Below are 15,509 nucleotides of genomic sequence, written 5' to 3'. Positions count from 1 at the left end.
TTATTTCTCCTCCAGAAGCGTCAAAATTTCTTCTTCCAGCTCTTTGATTTCTTCCTCAATGACAGTCAGGTCACGGGGGGGAGTATATTGGTAAAACAGGCGATTCAACGGGATTTCGTAGCCGATCTTCGTCTTGCTTTCATCGATCCAGGCATCCGGTACATGCGGCAGAACCTCAGCCGCGAAATAATCGTGATAGTCCTGAGTTAACGGCACATTTTCTGTATCGCGCAGCTCTGCGTCCGGCTCCGGATTCCCTTTTGCATCCCGGCAGATTTCCGCCGTTTCATCTCGTTCGCCAAGCGCACTCAAAATCGCTTTCAGTTCCGGAGCACTCAACCGGATTCCGGAAGCCTTGTCCAGAGATTTCATCTGAGTCAGAAACTCTTTGCGGTCACGATAGATGGTCTCCCCGGTTGCTTTCCCCAGATCACGCAGGAAAGTTCGGATTTCCTCCTGCCGTTTTTTCCCCGCCTCAATCTCCTCGGAATGTTGTTTCGGATTCTTTTTCGTGCTGCTTGCCAGCTTCTGGAATGCTGTAATTTCTTCAAGCCGGGCAATTCGCTCCGGGGGCGCCGCAAAATTCAATCGCAATGGGCGTTCCACCGTAATCTTCCGATAACCGAAATATTCATTGTCGAAAATCTTCGATACAATCCCCGTCCAGGGTTTGCCGTCACATTCGGTGGTGAAAGTCTGATTGTCCTGAAACTCCCCGTAAATCCGGGTGATCTGCTGGATATGAGGGTATTCTTTACGTTCCTCATTGAACTCGTCGCCGAGCAGATGACGTTTGTTCCCCAGACTTTTTGGCATTTTGTTCCAGAAATTGCGTGCATCAATCAACTGGATTTTCCCTTGCCGCTGCGGGATTTTACGATTGGTCAAAATCCAGATGTAAGTTGAGATTCCAGTGTTGTAAAACAATTGATCAGGCAAGGCGACAATCGCCTCCAGCCAGTCGTTCTCGATGATCCACTGTCGGATATTGGATTCCCCGCTCCCTGCATCTCCGGTGAAGAGCGGTGAACCGTTGAAGACGATTCCCAGTCGGCTTCCGCCCTTTTCCGCCGGAACCATTTTGGAAATCATGTGCTGTAGAAAGAGCAAGGCTCCATCATTGATTCGCGGCAGTCCCGTTCCGAAACGTCCGTCGAAGCCCAGATGTTCGGCTTCGCTTTTGATGAAATGCTCCTGCTGTTTCCACTCTACACCAAACGGCGGATTTGCAAGCATGTAGTCGAATTTCATATTTTGGAATCCGTCATGCTCGAAGGTACAGCCCAGTTTAATGTTGTCGCCGTTTTCTCCCTTGATCAACATGTCCGAGAGACAGACTGCGTAGGCGTCATCATTCCAGTCCTGCCCGTAGAGTTGCGGCATTGCCTCATTATTGAGGCTTTTGATATACTCTTCCGCCGTGGAAAGCATCCCTCCAGTTCCGCAGGCCGGGTCATAAATGGTTTTTACCACATGACTGCGCCGCAAATCTTCTTCCGGTGCCAGAAGCAGATTTACCATCAGGCGGATTACTTCGCGCGGGGTGAAGTGTTCTCCGGCCTCTTCATTGGCCTGTTCCGCTCCAATCCGGATCAGTTCCTCAAACACCCGCCCCATTTCCATATTGCTCACTGTTTGCGGTGACAAGTCGATTTCATTGGAGGCAAATTTTTTCAAAACTTGATAAAGCAGATTTTTTTCCGCCATTTTGTTTACTTGCGTTCCAAACTCAAACCGCTCAAAAATATTCCGAATGTTGGGCGAAAATGCATTGATGTAGCTGTTCAGGTTCGGAGCAAGGTTGTTCGGATCATCCAGCAGGGATTGAAACGTCATGCGCGACAGATTGTAAAACGGCACATTGGTGATCGTTTTCAATTGGGCCATAATGATGGATTCCGATTTCCCTTTTAATTGCGGAAAAGCTTCGAGCACTTTCGCTTTGGTTGGCGCCAGCGTCAAATCAAAGCGACGCAGAACAGTCAGCGGTAGAATTACTTTGCGATATTCATTACGCTTATAAGGACCTCGCAGAAGATTGCAGATTCCCCAGATGAAATTGACGATCTCTTTATGTGAATTGGCCATGATCTTTATGATTCCCTTACTTAATTTCCATATTGATAGGGAGAGCAACGAGTCCTACGCAAATCTTGTACTCCCCCCGCCGGATATTGTTTTACTGGTAAAATAACACAACTTATTCTGGAATACAACCTTTGGGGAAGATGTATGCTATTGTATTTAGTAATTTCCCGAACAGAAAATCACTTTTATGCCTTTCCGTGTTGTGCAGTTCAAACTGATTTCGTCTATATATAACCATTGTGATGGCAGGCTAAAATAACGGCCTGAATGAGTGATCAGCCCTGTCGGTCCTTGCGGACCGGCGGGGCTGATTGGTTTTAATCGCATGGAGGTGGTGAAGATGAAGATCAAAAAGAGTGTGTTGCTGGAGGCGTTGAAGGTGCTCGGGAAGGTTGTGGCGCAGACTTCGCCGGTGGAGGTGGTGCGGTCGGTTCGCTTTGTCGGGGATGGAGAACGGTTGCGGCTCATGGCGACTGACGGCGTGGAGTGTGTTGCAGTAAGTGTGGAGTGTGAGGTTGCTGAGGCGGTCGATTTCGCGGTCGAGTATCGGGCGTTGCGGGAGCTGATCCGTTCCACGCGGGGTGGCGAGGTCGAGATTACGGGGAAGCCGCTTGAATGGCCGGAGCTGGAGGTTGTCCCCGAGGAGGCGGTCAAAGTCGAGCTTCCGGCCACGTTCGGGGAGTTGCTTGCACTGGCGGCTCCGGTTACGGATCGCGATGGTGTGCGGCTCATTCTGCGGGGCGTCAACCTTTCACCGGAGGGCATCACTGTGACGAACGGCAGAGAGCTGCTGCATCTTCCTTGTCCGCTGGCGGTTCCGGAGGAGGTTACGCTGCCGTTTCCGCTCGCGTTGTTGACTGCGAAGCCCGCCGCTCCCGGTGTACTCCACCTCTGGAATCGGTGCAACAAACGGCTCTTCCGGATCGAGATTGGCGGCTTTCTGTGGCAGGGGAAAGCGCTCTCCGGGAAATTTCCCGCCTGGAAGCAGGTGATTCCGTCCGGCAACGCTTTGGATTATTCGCTGGAATTCTTCGAGCCGGAACGGATCATTGCGTTCCTGAAAACGGTTCCCGACCATGAGCCGTTCCACGGAATCGAACTCAATGTGACGCCGCATGGCGTGACGTTTATTCCGGTCGATACTCCCGAGATGTCGTTCGAAACGGAAACGGAATTTCTGGGCGTTCAGCCGCGGGCGGTGCTGGTACTCAACAAGTACATCCTGCTGCGGATGCTTCAGCAGTGTTACACGAAGTTCCGCGCCCATTCGGACGGGCGGATGCCGGTCGTGGCCGAGGGCGGCGCCGGCTGTTACGTTGCGATGCCGATTCACCTTAGTCCCAAATCCAATCCACAACCCAACCAGGAGGCAAACAAAATGGAAACGAACGAAATCAAAGAAACCGACTCCCGCCGGGAGTCCGCGAACGAAACTCCCGACCCGATGGAGGAGCTGAATCACGGCATCGACGAACTGCGCGGCAAGCTCAAGCTGTTGCTCGACGAAACCGGCGTTCTGACCCGCAAGGTCAAGGAAGCCGTTTTGAAGCAGAAGCAGAAAGAGCGGGACTTCATCCTCGCCAAGCGCGCCATCGAACGGATCAAGATGGCGATTTAACCGTTCTGCTGACTCTGTTTCTTAATGGTCAGAAACAGAATGTCGTCGGAATCCTTGTCGCGTTCCACCGCCAGTTTTGAACTCAGGAGGTCGTCCAGACAGAGGTATTTTACCGGCACGCCGTGAAACTCGTGGACAACCGCCCGCGCTTCCACTGTGGAGAACTTGGGCAGGCCCGGCGGCGACAGATGGAACTGGAGGATCCCGCCGGAGGTTTGAAAGGTTTGTACAAACCCGTCTCCGGTCTGAACATCCAGCGGTTCCACGCTCATATCCAGCTCGTTGGCCAGAGCGGCGTTGAGCTTGTCGAAATTGGCCTGATCGAATGGGGGAATGAAAAGATCCCAGTCCAGCGTGAATCGGGGCATCCCTTCCTGAAGCATCGCCTGACCGCCGATCACCACATAACGGACACCGGCGTCATTCAGCTTTTTCAGGAGTTCTTCCATTTGATTCCCCCTTGAGCGGCGATCCGCTTCAGATATTCCCGTTTCCAGGCGTTCATTTCCTCGTAGTTTCGGAAGGACTGCTTGGAAAACGGGGGCAGATTGCACGGCTCCGGAAACTTCATAACCGGTGGATGTTCCAGCCAAAGCCGTATTTTCTGTTCTCGAATATCCATGATGATCTGCCGCTTTCTCTTTGCATTCTAAATATAGCTGATTTTTCTGGAAAAACAAGAAGGAGGATCTGTATTATGTTGAAACTCAATGCGTCGTATTCCAAGAAGGTTCCCGCCGGAGAAGAGTATTCGAGTCAGAGCTATCACGCTTCGGTCGAGGTCGAACTTCCGGACGGGCTCACTCAGGATCAGCTGCAAACCCGGATTCATGAAACCTTCGACCTCGTACGGAACTCGGTCGAAGCAGAACTTCACGAAAATGTGCCCCGCAATCATGAGGGGTATCCCGCCGCAGAAGAGCGCAAAACCGCGCCGCAGGGCAACCGGGCAGCGGGTCGTCAGAACGACGTTCCGGCGAGTTCGAAACAGCTCTCGTATCTGCTCGATCTCGCCCGGCAGCGCGGAGTGACTCCGCAGCAGATCGCCGCGCAACATGGTGTGCCGGATGTGCGGCAGCTGAGCAAGCGACAGTGTTCGGAACTCATCAACAGCTGGAGGGCGGCATGATGGCGACCATCGATGAACTGCGGCAGGAACCGCACTGGTCCTATTCGGCGTTGAACACCTACCTCAACGTCTGTCAGCTGCAATACTTCTACCGTTATGTGGAGCAGCCGGAGATCGAGCGGACTTCGATCTGCCTCCCGTTCGGCAAGGCGTTTCACGCGGCCTTGACCGCGCAGGCATGGGAGTGCCTGATGGGGAGTTCGCTGACCAGGGAGGAGATCGTCAACCTCTTTGCGGAGTCGTTCCAGATCGAAACCGAAATCGCACCGAACCTGATCTACAAGGAGGGGGAGAATTTCGATTCGATGATCGCGCTGGCAACCCGGATGCTCGATGCCGCGCTCGCGAACTGGTCGGACTTCTACACGATCAAAGGCGTCGCGCAGGCGTTCAAAATCAATGTCCCTGGACTCAAAAAGCCGCTGATTGGCGAATGGGATTTTCTCGTGCAGGACGGGCGGGATGTCTGCATCGTGGACTGGAAAACTTCCGCGAGCCGCTGGCCCGCCAGGAAAGCCGATCGTGACTTACAGGCGACCGTGTTCAGCTATGCCTACGAGAAACTGAACGGCACGACGCCGCTCTTCCGGTTCGACGTGATCATCAAGGCGAAGAATCCGGTCTGCGAAACGCACTACACCTGCCGCGATGAAGCCGCGTTCCGGCGGTTCGAGTCGCTGGCGGCGCGGGTGCAGGACGCGGTGGACAAGGGCGTGTTTCTGCCGAACGAAACGAGCTTCGCCTGTGCGGAGTGTCCGTATCGGGAGCGTTGCAAATCCTGGCATTCGACTTTGGTCTATTCACCCAGCACGAAGCGTCTGAACCAGGATGGCAGGAGCTCTGAATGCAGAGAGAAGCCGACCTCCGATTCGTACTCCGCCAGATAAAGCGACTGTTGCGTTGAGTTGTCGAAAAAGTAGGCCCGGTTTAAATATGGCAAAGCATAACGGACTTGTTCCATGCAGCGCAAATATCGCGACCGGGTTTTCTCTTCCGGAACATCATGTCCTCCCAGAGCGACCCGTTCCTTGATCCGGTTTACGTTGATCACGGGATTCTCGGTCGCAACGAAGTACATGTAGGTCTTAAATCCGGCTGCCTGTGCCCGTCTGAGGATATCGATCTTGGCAGGATGTGAAAACACCGTTTCAAAAGAAAAACTGATCCGGTGTTTCAAGTATTGCTCTTTGAAGAAGTCTGCGACGATTGCTACGGAATAGGAATTGATGCCGTTCGCAGAAAAGTGCAGGTAATCTTCTTCGTCAATGTAAATCTCCCCCGATTCAAAGGGTCGTTTATATTCTCGGGGATAGGTTGACTGGGCAACGAACTCCACGAGTTCGGCATTGTCGATTGAAAACGGACAGGCCGTCCGATGGCTTTGCACCACTTCGGCAAAGAGCAGATCCGCATTCACAAAGCGATAGAGATTGACGGCATAATCTGAACTCAGCTGGGCAGCAAGAGTCGATTTGCCTGAGCCATTGGGACCGGCAAGCATTCTCAGGCGCGGAGTCATCGGTCTACAGCGCTCCGATGACGCTTTCGCTGCCGTCCGGATGGATTGTTACAATCTTGTCTGCTTTGGCGACAGTAACGGACACGCCGCGCGACAAGGCGTTTTCAACCGCATGAGAACCGGCTTTCGCGGCAACATTTCGCAAGGTTTCTGTGGTGGCATCATCTGTTTCCACGGCAGAAACGACAGGAACGGTTACTCCATTCGGCAAAGTTACTTCGGTGATTTTTGTCGGACTCATGGCGTATCCCTCCTGTTTCCTCTAATATACAATCATTTTAACAAAAAACAACAACAGGAGCAAAAGATTATGGGATTGATGATGAGTGAGGGGAAGTTCGTCGGACGCGATGAGATCGCGCTGGTTCCGACACCGACCGCTACCGCGAGCTGGAAACCGGTTCCGCACAGCGACGTGATCGACGCGGTGACGGAGGTGGTCAAGGCACACAACTGGCAGATTTTGGAGGAGCAGTACGGTCTCGCCCGGGACGGTCAGCGGATGTTCGGCGTGATGCGGATCAACCGCACGTCGAGCACGGAGTGGAGCCGCTGCATCGGCATCCGCAACAGTCATGACCGCACGCTGGCGCTCGGATTGAGTGCCGGGTTGAGTGTCAGAGTCTGTTCAAATCTCATGTTTGGAGGTAGTACGATATTGAAGCGTCGCCACACCTCCCGGATCGAACTGAACGGCCTGGTTCTGGAGGCGGTAAACTCTCTTGAACTGGAGTTTTTAACCTTGGAAAATGTAGCAGAGGAGTTGAAGATCGATGAACTCAATGATGATGAAGTTCGTGCTTCGCTGGTGGTGGCGGCGGAACGTCAGGCGATTCCGTCATGCGATATTCTGACCGTCTGGAATGAATTCAAACATCCCCGGCACGAGGAGTTTGCGGAACCGACCCGGTGGAGTCTGTTGAACGCCTTCACCGAAACCGCCAAGAAGTACAGTCCCGCCCGTGCCGACCAGTGCTACCGCAGTCTGACCCGACTGTTCGGACTGGACGGCAAACCGGCGGAACTGTGGAAGTAGTCCACGGGTATTCACCCTGGCAGGCCCTCTGTCGGAAGTGGTGCAAACGACAGAGTACCTCGCACCCCGGCGGCTTCGGTCGCCGGTTTTATCAACTGAAAGAAGGAGTCGTTACTATGGCGAAAGTCTTTTGTCCGAATTGTGCATCGATTGCGAACCCGCTTCATCGTGCCAGTACGGTTGGAACCGCAACTGGGATTACCGCAGGAGGGGCCGTTGTGATTGTCGGCATGGTTCGCGGTGCCCGTGCCGGAAGTGCGTTGGGAGTTGTCGGCACGACCATCGGTGCTGTTGCCGGAGGAATCCTGAATCTCCTCTGGGGTGTCACCTCCGGAGGTCTGCTCGGTGCTCAGGCTGGCAAGCTGATTGATGAAAACGTGATCGGATTGTACCACTGCCCCAAGTGTCATCTGCGGTTCAAAGCATAAACCAGACCGGGGCACTCGTTGTGAGTGTCCCGGTTGACAGAGTGATCTTTTTTTGATTCATTCAGCAGCTTCCGTTCTGCGTTTCTCAAGGTATGCGATCTGATCGGGACGCAGTTTCGACTTGGCAAACCATATCGGAGGCGGGTAAGGAATCATTACCATGCGGTGGATCAGATAAAACCCATTGATACTGGTAATTACACTTCTCTGCATTCGATATGGTTCCTCACTTTTCCACCAGGAGTCAAACCGCTGTTGAGCCAGCTTCTTCGGTTCAAGTCTGTACTTGAGCCTTGTCGTAAAACAATTCCTGTCTTCCGCTACGGGCAATCGCATGGGAACTCTCCTCTGTCATTTCTTTTTTACGAAGCTCAGGATTCGGATTGACGTTCCGGGGAACTTTGCTTTGAGCTGATTCCTTGCCATGGATTCGGTCAAGGCATTGTTCAACGTTACGGTGCCATTCGTCCAGGCAGACTTTCCCCTCTTCATCTGGTAGCGGACAGTATGGGCAACAGTCTTGCCATAGGATGCCGACAGAATGCGAATCTGTCCGTTGGGATGTCTGGCTGCAAGCTGGCCGATCATCATAGATTCGGTGACCGCTCCTCTCAAAGAGGCGTTCGTTGTCGTCCATGAATTGTAACCGTCCATCTTCAGTTGATACTGCACCTTGACCGTGACATCCGCAGGAACGATCTCCCGGTTCGCCATCGCAGGCGAGATGCAGCCCAAGAAGATTGTAATCGTCGTGATTGCTATGGTAAATATCTTTCTCATATATCACCATGTTTCAATTTCAACTTCACCATCCAATCTGTCAATATCGAAGCAAGACCGGAATACGCTTCCGTGTCACCCCGGCTCCGCATACAGGACAGACCTTCGGCAATGCCGTCTCTCTCCGATGCTCTTCCGAATCACCGCATTCCTTCTCCTGTTCCAGCATCTCCGTGTAACCGCACTCCGGACAGCATACACGGTAATACACCGGTTCAATCTTTTTCCGAAAGAATCCGGGGAGCCGTATGAAGTCATTCATCTTACATCCTTACGGCAACTTGTGCCATCGTTTGTAAGTCGCGCAATATGCCGCTCCGGGGTTGTCGTAAGCCATCAGACAGTTCATCTTTGCCAGACAGCGCCCCTGTGGATTGAACTGGGCGAGGATCGCGTTCAACCTCACTCCCGGAAGGAATTGCAGTTCCCGTTCCCCGTCCCAGTATTCACAGGTGCAGCAGACCTTGGCGTTGACTCTTGTCCAAGGCGTCTTCTGTACCGCCATAACTCTTCCGCTCCCGTCTGGCTGTTATTTCCAAGTGACGTTCACGAACATGATCTTGTCATTCGGATACTTGGACTTGATCTTTCCTTTTGCAAGCTGGACGTTCTTCATGCCGACATAAACGAATTCCTTCATATTGTGGACAGAAGTCTCCCCTTTGGCGATTCTCTTGTACTCCACTAATGCCTGATACTGTGCCATGCTACATTCTCCTTTTGTCTAGTTTGCCCTCAACTTAAAAGAGCTTGTTGAAAGGTATTATTTTTTTTGCTCAGGTACTATTGCTTCTGGTACATGCAAAACGTCTGCCTGAAATGATTTCAAGTGTTCGATCCGACGTTCCAGAGATGGATGTGTCGAAAGCCAATCAGCCCATCCTTCAGGAGCAGAAATCATTAAGGCCGCATAAGGGGAATTCGCTTGTGTTGTTGTTCCCGCTTTTTGATCGTTCAGTAAGTATTGAAGAGCGGAACTCATTAACAGGGGTGAAGTCATTGTTGCCGAAAAGTTATCCGCTTTGAATTCCCGATGACGCGAAAAAGCTAATGATACAATATTGCCAAACGATGTGATGCAGGTCCCTAGAATGTTTTCACCAAAGAAATCGTACTTGAGATCTTTCATTTGTTGATCAAGTTTTTCAAAGCCCTTGTATTCGCTTTTCTTGGTCCTTGTTTGTTCAAAGAACATTTTAATTGAGTTTCCAACGAGATTTCCAATCAAGGCGCTTCCCCAAATAACACCTTGAACTATTTGCATGGACAGCATATCTCCGCTGGCTATATGGCCAACTTCATGAGCGGCAACGGCAGCTAGTTGCGGTTGTTCCATTTGTTCTAAAATACCAGAAGAAAATGCCACCATTGCCCGGGAACGAGTCGGTCCGGCGGCAAAGGCATTCAGTTCCCCTGATTCATAAATACCGATCAATGGTACATTGGGAAGATTCGCTTTTTTAGAAAGAGCTGTAATTAGATCGATCAACCACAGTTCCTTAGGATTGGTCGTATCTTTATCAAGTAATTTCACACCTAATTGTTTTTTTATGATATCGACCGAGAACCATAGCTTAATTAATGCAATTACAAGGCATATGGGAACTCCAAATACAATTATTGCTCTTCCAATGCTTATCGTAAAATCATGATTCTCAGAAAGAATACGAACAACCAGTAAAATAGGGAATATAATGCCGAAGCCGGTAAGAAAATATAGAAAAACTATTTGCTTCCAAAGTTTTGGTTGTGGAGGCGCCGAACGAATTGTACTCATGTCAAACTTATCGGAAACCACCTCTGATGAAATGGGATTCTCTGTACTAGTGGATTTCATTGCATTTTCCCTTTCTGTTTTATTTCGTGTGAAATTAAATTCAATGTTTTTTACTTTTTCGAGTTATCAGCAGGGTATTCATCCGGAAAGAGATCGCTGCACTGTTTTGATAATGCCGCTTCAAATTTATTGGCAATTTGTCTGTCTTTTGCTTTTTGTTCCTTTTCATAGCAAATTCGGCCCAGATTTAATAACAGCAAAATCACAATAGCAATAATCACACCCCAGAATACAGACATCGCGTTATTGAAAAAAGCCGCCAGAGCAACAATAATAAATATCGGATAACAGATGCAACCGGCACAACCACGAACTCCTTTTTCCGGACTGAAGATTGCCAGGGGAATACTGGCACAAAATAGTCCTAACAAAGGGATGAAAAATAGTAATGGTCGGGGATCTCTCATATTTCCCCCAATTATGGCAAGTAAAGAAAGTACAACACCAATGGCCAGACCGATGAAACAGCCACACCCCGCAGCTTTTTCTGTTTTCGTTACATTATCTCCCATGAGTATCCTCCTTCGTAGTTGCTGAACTATGCATCAATGCCTGTTTGGCCTTTTCAAGAAGCAGGTTTTTGTCTTCCTGACTTAAATTGCCATTATTGCCGATAACAGAAATCCTTGCCGCTTTGATATTTTTTATCGTATTTATCAAATCTTGTTGAGTAATAAGGGTATGACGTATTGCTGCCTGAACGGCAGTTCTGATGACAGCATTTTTTATGTCACGACCACAAACGTCTTCGACTGCCTGGGCCAAGTCAGTACAAGAAAGTTCTGGAGCCAGAGGCAATTGGGGAAGCAAATGCGCTTGCCAGATCTTTTCGCGACAGAATATATCCGGCATTTTGAAAGCGATATGCTGGATACGAGTTTCAAATGCCTTATCGTAGTTTTCAATTAAATTTGTTGCAAAAATAACGGTTCCGTGAAACTGTTCCAGACAGATCAGCAACTGGCTTCGCATTGAATTAATTGCCTGTTCTGAACCTTGAGTAACATTCAACAGGCGTTTAGACAACAACGAATCAGCTTCATCGATAAAGAGAATGGCATCTTGCTTTTCTGCGGCAGCGAAAATCGCTTTGACATTTTTGGGCCCATCTCCATGATACTTGCTCTCAATTTCAGCATAACTGGCAATGAGAATGGTTTTATGCAAATAATCAGCAATGGCGTGGGCAGCCAAAGTTTTTCCCGTTCCCGGGGGGCCATAAAAATTCAGTGCCACCCGAGGATTAGGTTCAATCGTCCGCAGCCCCCAATCATCAAAAACTGTTTTTTCAACCTTTAAAAGTTCGATTGCGTTTCTGATTGCGTTCAAGGTTTCTTCGGGAAGAATCAATTGTTTGAATGAATACAAAGGTTCTTGTGGAAGATAACGGATATCAGAAGGATCGGATATACTTTTTTTTTCTCCGGAAGGAGAGGCCTCTGGCTGTTGTTTCTGCCTGATATCGCCGATGGAAATAATTGGAAGAGGCTCCGATAACAAGGGCCGGATATCGTTATAGGCCAAAAGTAATCTGGAACGAAACACCGCGGCTTTATCTGTAGGCAAATTTGATGGAATTCCCCAAATCTGTACTTTGTCCATCTTCTGCAATCTTTCATGAATCTTAATTTAAATTTCGTAAGACAGAAACTCGTTCCAGTTTATTAAGTTCATCATCCAATTTTTGAGATTGCCATGCTGTTGCCGAAAGGATATTTTCTGTTTGTGTGTCAAAAATCCCACCTATTGTTTTATACTCCCCAGATTTGAGTTTTTGTTTTAATAGAACATTTACGGCATTCGGATTGGTGATTTTCTGATTCTGATTGAACCATTTTTTCACCATTCCGAATTTCAACATAAAAACGACACAGGCAACCGTAACGGCAGCAAGGGCTACGATTAAAGGCAACATTTTGCATTCCAATTAATTGCTTATGATAAAACAACGACATCCTCTTTACCGAACACTTCCTGCAGTTCTTGATCAAGTTCTTTCGCTTCGAACTGCTGCCCATCCAGAACCTCTTCGGTTCTGGTGTTGAAAATGCCGTGAATTTCGCGAACATGCCCTGAGGCTAACTGAGTTTTAACCATGACAGCAATGTTATCCTTGTCACTTTGTTTCAACGTTCCCTTGTTGCGAAACCAGTTGACGATTTCTTTCCACTTCAAGAGAGCAACAACCACCAAAGTCCCAATGACCAGCGAGGCTCCAAAGATTGCAAGCAGAGGCAGTGGCATAATGAAAATCTCCTTATTTCAAGTCAATCTAATATCAGCATATTGTTATTCCCGAACGCATCCTCCAACTCGAAGTCCAGTTCCCTGGTCTTCATTTTCCAACCAAACGGATTCCGCGGATCTGGCCCCCATACCGGTTGATTTAAATCATCAAGATAAACAATCATCAGTTCGGTTGTCCCATCCGCGTTTTGATTGCGAATGACGGAGCAGCGTTTGATGTATGGATCATTCGGTTTATTTCTTACAATGTCAGAGATCAATCCTGCGTAAGTGATTCTTTGAGTGGTGCTGGCTCGGAGATTCTGGAGAAACTGCCAGCATGATTTCAGGCTGGCCATAATTCCTTTGATGAGGGCCAACAAATCGTCCCCGTTCTTTTCCGACATTTGATTACCATTTTGAAAAAAATGATTCATTTTTTACCTCTTTCCATTTTGGTTTTCAGATTTGTACATATCGCCTTATTAATTGCAATAAAATGCTGCCAGGAGAATTTTTGAGAAAAATGTTTCTCCCACATTATCCTCACATTGCAACATTCAGGACGCCTGTCGTAAATTTTGCAAAGAGAATGAGTTTCGTCAAAATACTTACATGTACCATCTCCTCTATTTAATTCTTCAAAAACAATGTTATTCTCCAAGGCTCGACAACATGAGCCACATCGGTTGCATGGAAATGTTTCGAGTGCTCTTTTTTCTGTCGACTGGTGATTATTGAAGTTAGCCGACAAGTGTTTTGACACAGGCTTGCTAACCTCGGATAAAGGGGAATTAATATTTAGAAGATCGGTTGTGCACGGCATAAAAAAAGACGCCCTCTGTTGTATTCACCTCAGAGGCACGCCAATGCCTGAACAAGTCTATACGCACAGAGAGCGCCCAAATATGGGCGCAAACTCTTAAGCTTGACTTGTTCACGTGGTTTTGGCGTTTCCTGAGGTGAAGTCTGCTTAAAGCTTACGTTATCTGATTGTCAATTGATTATTGATACTCTGTTTCGTTCATTCCTCCCGTTAGGTTAGTGCGTTACAAGAACTTCTGTAATATATGTGACATTCGCAGCTTTGTCAAATCACATCGTTGCAATTTACTGAAAGAATGTTCGCTTTGGCAAGGTTAATATGCCTTCAATTAGCCTCCTGAAGACAGTAGAGCAGAGAAGCGCAAAACAGACGGTCTGGAGATCGAAAGTCCCTGCTGGGACAGGAACAAAAGTTGATGTTTTCGGCTTCATCATGACAGATGACGGTTCCTCCTTGAAGACCGGTTGTCTTCAAGGAGGAACTGAACTCATAGCAATCTTGTCGCATCCATGCTTGAAAATCACCGGAATCGCTGTATAGTAAGGTATTGGAGGATATGACCGATGAAGGAACTCACAGACAGTGTTTACGCATTCGCCGATCTCCGGCAAGGGAAATACCTGTATGTTGATAAGACTGAATATGTCTGGAAGCTCGTTCGTTCTTATAAAGGTCTCTACTTCCTGTCACGTCCCCGTCGTTTCGGCAAGTCCTTGACGGTTTCCACTCTCAAAGCGATCTTCGAGGGACGCAAAGAGCTGTTCGACGGCTTGGCGATCTCAAAGAAAGAGTATGACTGGAAGCCGTATCCGGTCATTCATCTTGATCTCAACGGTTGGAGCTTTCATGGGCTGAAAGAAACACGGAACAGCTTGAGCGGACTCGTTCAGGAATGTGCCGAGGATCACCATATCGCTTTGAATGCGACAGAGCCTTGTGAAATGTTCCGGGAACTCATTCGCACACTATCTGCGGGAGAGCAGAAGGTGGTTGTTCTCATCGACGAGTATGACAAGCCGATTCTGAATAATGTCAGTGCGCCTCATGTTCAAGACATCCTGAACGAACTCAAAGCGTTTTACTCTGTCATCAAAGCCTTTGAAGACACGTTGCGTTTCGTATTCATCACGGGAGTGACGAAGTTCTGCCATGTATCGCTGTTCTCCGATCTGAATAATCTTACGGACATCACCATGCGTTCCGACTATGCGACGATGTTCGGCTATACGCAATCGGAACTGGAACACTATTTCAGCGACCGGATCGAAGCGACCGCACAGGCGCAGAAGGTTTCGGTGGAGGAGCTGAAACGGAAGCTCAAGGCGTGGTATGACGGCTACTGTTTCGAGGAGACTTCGGAGACGGTTTACAACCCGGTGTCCATAGCGAAGTTCTTTGAGAATGACGGCAAGTTCGACAACTACTGGTTCGCCACGGGAACGCCCTCGTTCCTGATGGAGCTTGCCAAGAAGACCGATTTCAACTTTGAGGATGCGGTATCGAGAGCGGTTCCCGGCGTGACATTCGATGCGTTCGAGATTCACAACATCGATCCTGTAACGCTGCTGTTGCAGACAGGGTATCTGACGATCAAATCCAGCGAGATTCGTTTCAACAAACGCTGGTTCTGGCTCGACTTCCCCAATGAGGAAGTGGCAGAATCTTTCAGCACGTATCTGCTGAACAGTTATGTAGGCAGAACGCAACGGGAAGTCAGCAGCTTCTCCGCTGATCTTGCAACCGCGTTCCTGGAGGGCAATCTGAATCAGGCAAGGAAAGTTCTCGAATCGTTCTTCGCCGGGGTGCCTTACACAATCCACAAAAAAAGCGAAGCGACGTTCCAGTCCATTTTCTATGCGATTTTCCGTCTGCTCGGATTCAACATCGAAGCGGAATCCTGCACGAATGACGGTCGGATCGATGCGGTTGTCCAGACGGACGATCATATCTATCTGTTTGAGTTCAAGCTGGACGATGACGATACTGCGTTGTCGCAGATCAAGGACAAAGCCTACTTCAAGA

20 protein-coding genes are annotated in these 15,509 nt (G+C 49.0%); 6 read left to right on the top strand and 14 right to left on the bottom strand.

The annotated features are described in order from the left end of the window. Positions 1-2,088 (bottom strand): type I restriction-modification system subunit M, encoded by a 2,088-nt coding sequence (locus tag FYJ85_RS17125; protein ID WP_154419726.1) that lies wholly within the window; start codon positions 2,086-2,088, stop codon positions 1-3. A gap of 340 nt (positions 2,089-2,428) precedes the next feature. Here FYJ85_RS17125 and FYJ85_RS17120 point away from each other — a divergent pair, with 340 nt between their 5' ends. Then, positions 2,429-3,706 (top strand): hypothetical protein, encoded by a 1,278-nt coding sequence (locus FYJ85_RS17120; RefSeq protein WP_154419724.1) that lies wholly within the window; start codon positions 2,429-2,431, stop codon positions 3,704-3,706. Here the strand turns inward: FYJ85_RS17120 and FYJ85_RS17115 are convergent. Beyond that, positions 3,703-4,155 (bottom strand): DUF6036 family nucleotidyltransferase, encoded by a 453-nt coding sequence (locus FYJ85_RS17115; RefSeq protein ID WP_154419722.1) that lies wholly within the window; start codon positions 4,153-4,155, stop codon positions 3,703-3,705. The two genes, FYJ85_RS17120 and FYJ85_RS17115, sit on opposite strands and share 4 nt — an antisense overlap. 248 nt (positions 4,156-4,403) lie before the next feature. Here FYJ85_RS17115 and FYJ85_RS17110 point away from each other — a divergent pair, with 248 nt between their 5' ends. Beyond that, entirely contained in the window at positions 4,404-4,835 is a 432-nt protein-coding gene (locus tag FYJ85_RS17110) for a hypothetical protein (RefSeq protein ID WP_154419720.1), read from the top strand. Beyond that, positions 4,832-5,722 (top strand): RecB family exonuclease, encoded by an 891-nt coding sequence (locus FYJ85_RS17105; protein WP_154419718.1) that lies wholly within the window; start codon positions 4,832-4,834, stop codon positions 5,720-5,722. Before FYJ85_RS17110 ends, FYJ85_RS17105 begins: the two co-directional genes overlap by 4 nt. Here FYJ85_RS17105 and FYJ85_RS17100 read toward each other — a convergent pair. Together FYJ85_RS17100 and FYJ85_RS23245 are read right to left on the bottom strand one after the other, a co-directional pair. Continuing rightward, entirely contained in the window at positions 5,632-6,354 is a 723-nt protein-coding gene (locus FYJ85_RS17100; protein ID WP_154419716.1) for an ATPase, read from the bottom strand. The genes FYJ85_RS17105 and FYJ85_RS17100 overlap by 91 nt on opposite strands. A gap of 4 nt (positions 6,355-6,358) precedes the next feature. Then, positions 6,359-6,595, bottom strand: coding sequence for a hypothetical protein (locus FYJ85_RS23245; protein WP_206213267.1), 237 nt, complete (start codon positions 6,593-6,595; stop codon positions 6,359-6,361). A 69-nt stretch (positions 6,596-6,664) separates the two neighbouring features. Between FYJ85_RS23245 and FYJ85_RS17095 the strand changes: the two genes are divergently transcribed. Together FYJ85_RS17095 and FYJ85_RS17090 are read left to right on the top strand one after the other, a co-directional pair. Beyond that, positions 6,665-7,390 (top strand): DUF932 domain-containing protein, encoded by a 726-nt coding sequence (locus FYJ85_RS17095; protein ID WP_206213266.1) that lies wholly within the window; start codon positions 6,665-6,667, stop codon positions 7,388-7,390. A gap of 116 nt (positions 7,391-7,506) precedes the next feature. Continuing rightward, the gene (locus FYJ85_RS17090; RefSeq protein WP_154419712.1) at positions 7,507-7,818 is read left to right on the top strand and encodes a hypothetical protein; all 312 of its coding nucleotides are present in this window, start codon (positions 7,507-7,509) and stop codon (positions 7,816-7,818) included. A gap of 351 nt (positions 7,819-8,169) precedes the next feature. Here the strand turns inward: FYJ85_RS17090 and FYJ85_RS17085 are convergent, their stop codons facing one another. From FYJ85_RS17085 to FYJ85_RS24470, 10 genes are all read right to left on the bottom strand, one after another. Further along, positions 8,170-8,598, bottom strand: a complete 429-nt coding sequence (locus tag FYJ85_RS17085) for a hypothetical protein (protein WP_154419710.1) — start codon at positions 8,596-8,598, stop codon at positions 8,170-8,172. A 271-nt stretch (positions 8,599-8,869) separates the two neighbouring features. Then, positions 8,870-9,103, bottom strand: coding sequence for a hypothetical protein (locus FYJ85_RS17080; RefSeq protein ID WP_154419708.1), 234 nt, complete (start codon positions 9,101-9,103; stop codon positions 8,870-8,872). Positions 9,104-9,127: 24 nt separating this feature from the next. After that, positions 9,128-9,304: a hypothetical protein gene (locus FYJ85_RS17075; RefSeq protein ID WP_154419706.1), complete on the bottom strand. Its 177-nt coding sequence runs from the start codon at positions 9,302-9,304 to the stop codon at positions 9,128-9,130. Between the two features lie 57 nt (positions 9,305-9,361). Further along, positions 9,362-10,435, bottom strand: coding sequence for a M48 family metalloprotease (locus FYJ85_RS17070; protein WP_154419704.1), 1,074 nt, complete (start codon positions 10,433-10,435; stop codon positions 9,362-9,364). 50 nt (positions 10,436-10,485) lie between these two features. Then, positions 10,486-10,947 (bottom strand): hypothetical protein, encoded by a 462-nt coding sequence (locus FYJ85_RS17065; protein ID WP_154419702.1) that lies wholly within the window; start codon positions 10,945-10,947, stop codon positions 10,486-10,488. Then, the gene (locus FYJ85_RS17060; protein WP_206213265.1) at positions 10,937-12,037 is read right to left on the bottom strand and encodes an ATP-binding protein; all 1,101 of its coding nucleotides are present in this window, start codon (positions 12,035-12,037) and stop codon (positions 10,937-10,939) included. Before FYJ85_RS17060 ends, FYJ85_RS17065 begins: the two co-directional genes overlap by 11 nt. Before the next feature lie 22 nt (positions 12,038-12,059). After that, entirely contained in the window at positions 12,060-12,350 is a 291-nt protein-coding gene (locus FYJ85_RS17055; protein ID WP_154419698.1) for a hypothetical protein, read from the bottom strand. A 20-nt stretch (positions 12,351-12,370) separates the two neighbouring features. After that, complete coding sequence (locus FYJ85_RS17050; RefSeq protein ID WP_154419696.1) at positions 12,371-12,679, bottom strand: hypothetical protein; 309 nt, start codon at positions 12,677-12,679, stop codon at positions 12,371-12,373. A gap of 23 nt (positions 12,680-12,702) precedes the next feature. After that, on the bottom strand, positions 12,703-13,098 hold the full coding sequence (locus FYJ85_RS17045) for a hypothetical protein (protein WP_154419694.1): 396 nt from the start codon (positions 13,096-13,098) through the stop codon (positions 12,703-12,705). Further along, on the bottom strand, positions 13,095-13,487 hold the full coding sequence (locus FYJ85_RS24470) for a YkgJ family cysteine cluster protein (RefSeq protein ID WP_420856498.1): 393 nt from the start codon (positions 13,485-13,487) through the stop codon (positions 13,095-13,097). Before FYJ85_RS24470 ends, FYJ85_RS17045 begins: the two co-directional genes overlap by 4 nt. Positions 13,488-14,050: 563 nt before the next feature. Here FYJ85_RS24470 and FYJ85_RS17040 point away from each other — a divergent pair. Next, positions 14,051-15,509: ATP-binding protein (locus FYJ85_RS17040; protein ID WP_154419692.1), on the top strand; the 1,459-nt coding region annotated here is incomplete at its 3' end.

The organism is Victivallis lenta (assembly GCF_009695545.1).
GTDB classification, from domain to species: Bacteria; Verrucomicrobiota; Lentisphaeria; order Victivallales; family Victivallaceae; genus Victivallis; species Victivallis lenta.
This window is presented reverse-complemented; position numbering and strand designations above follow the sequence as displayed.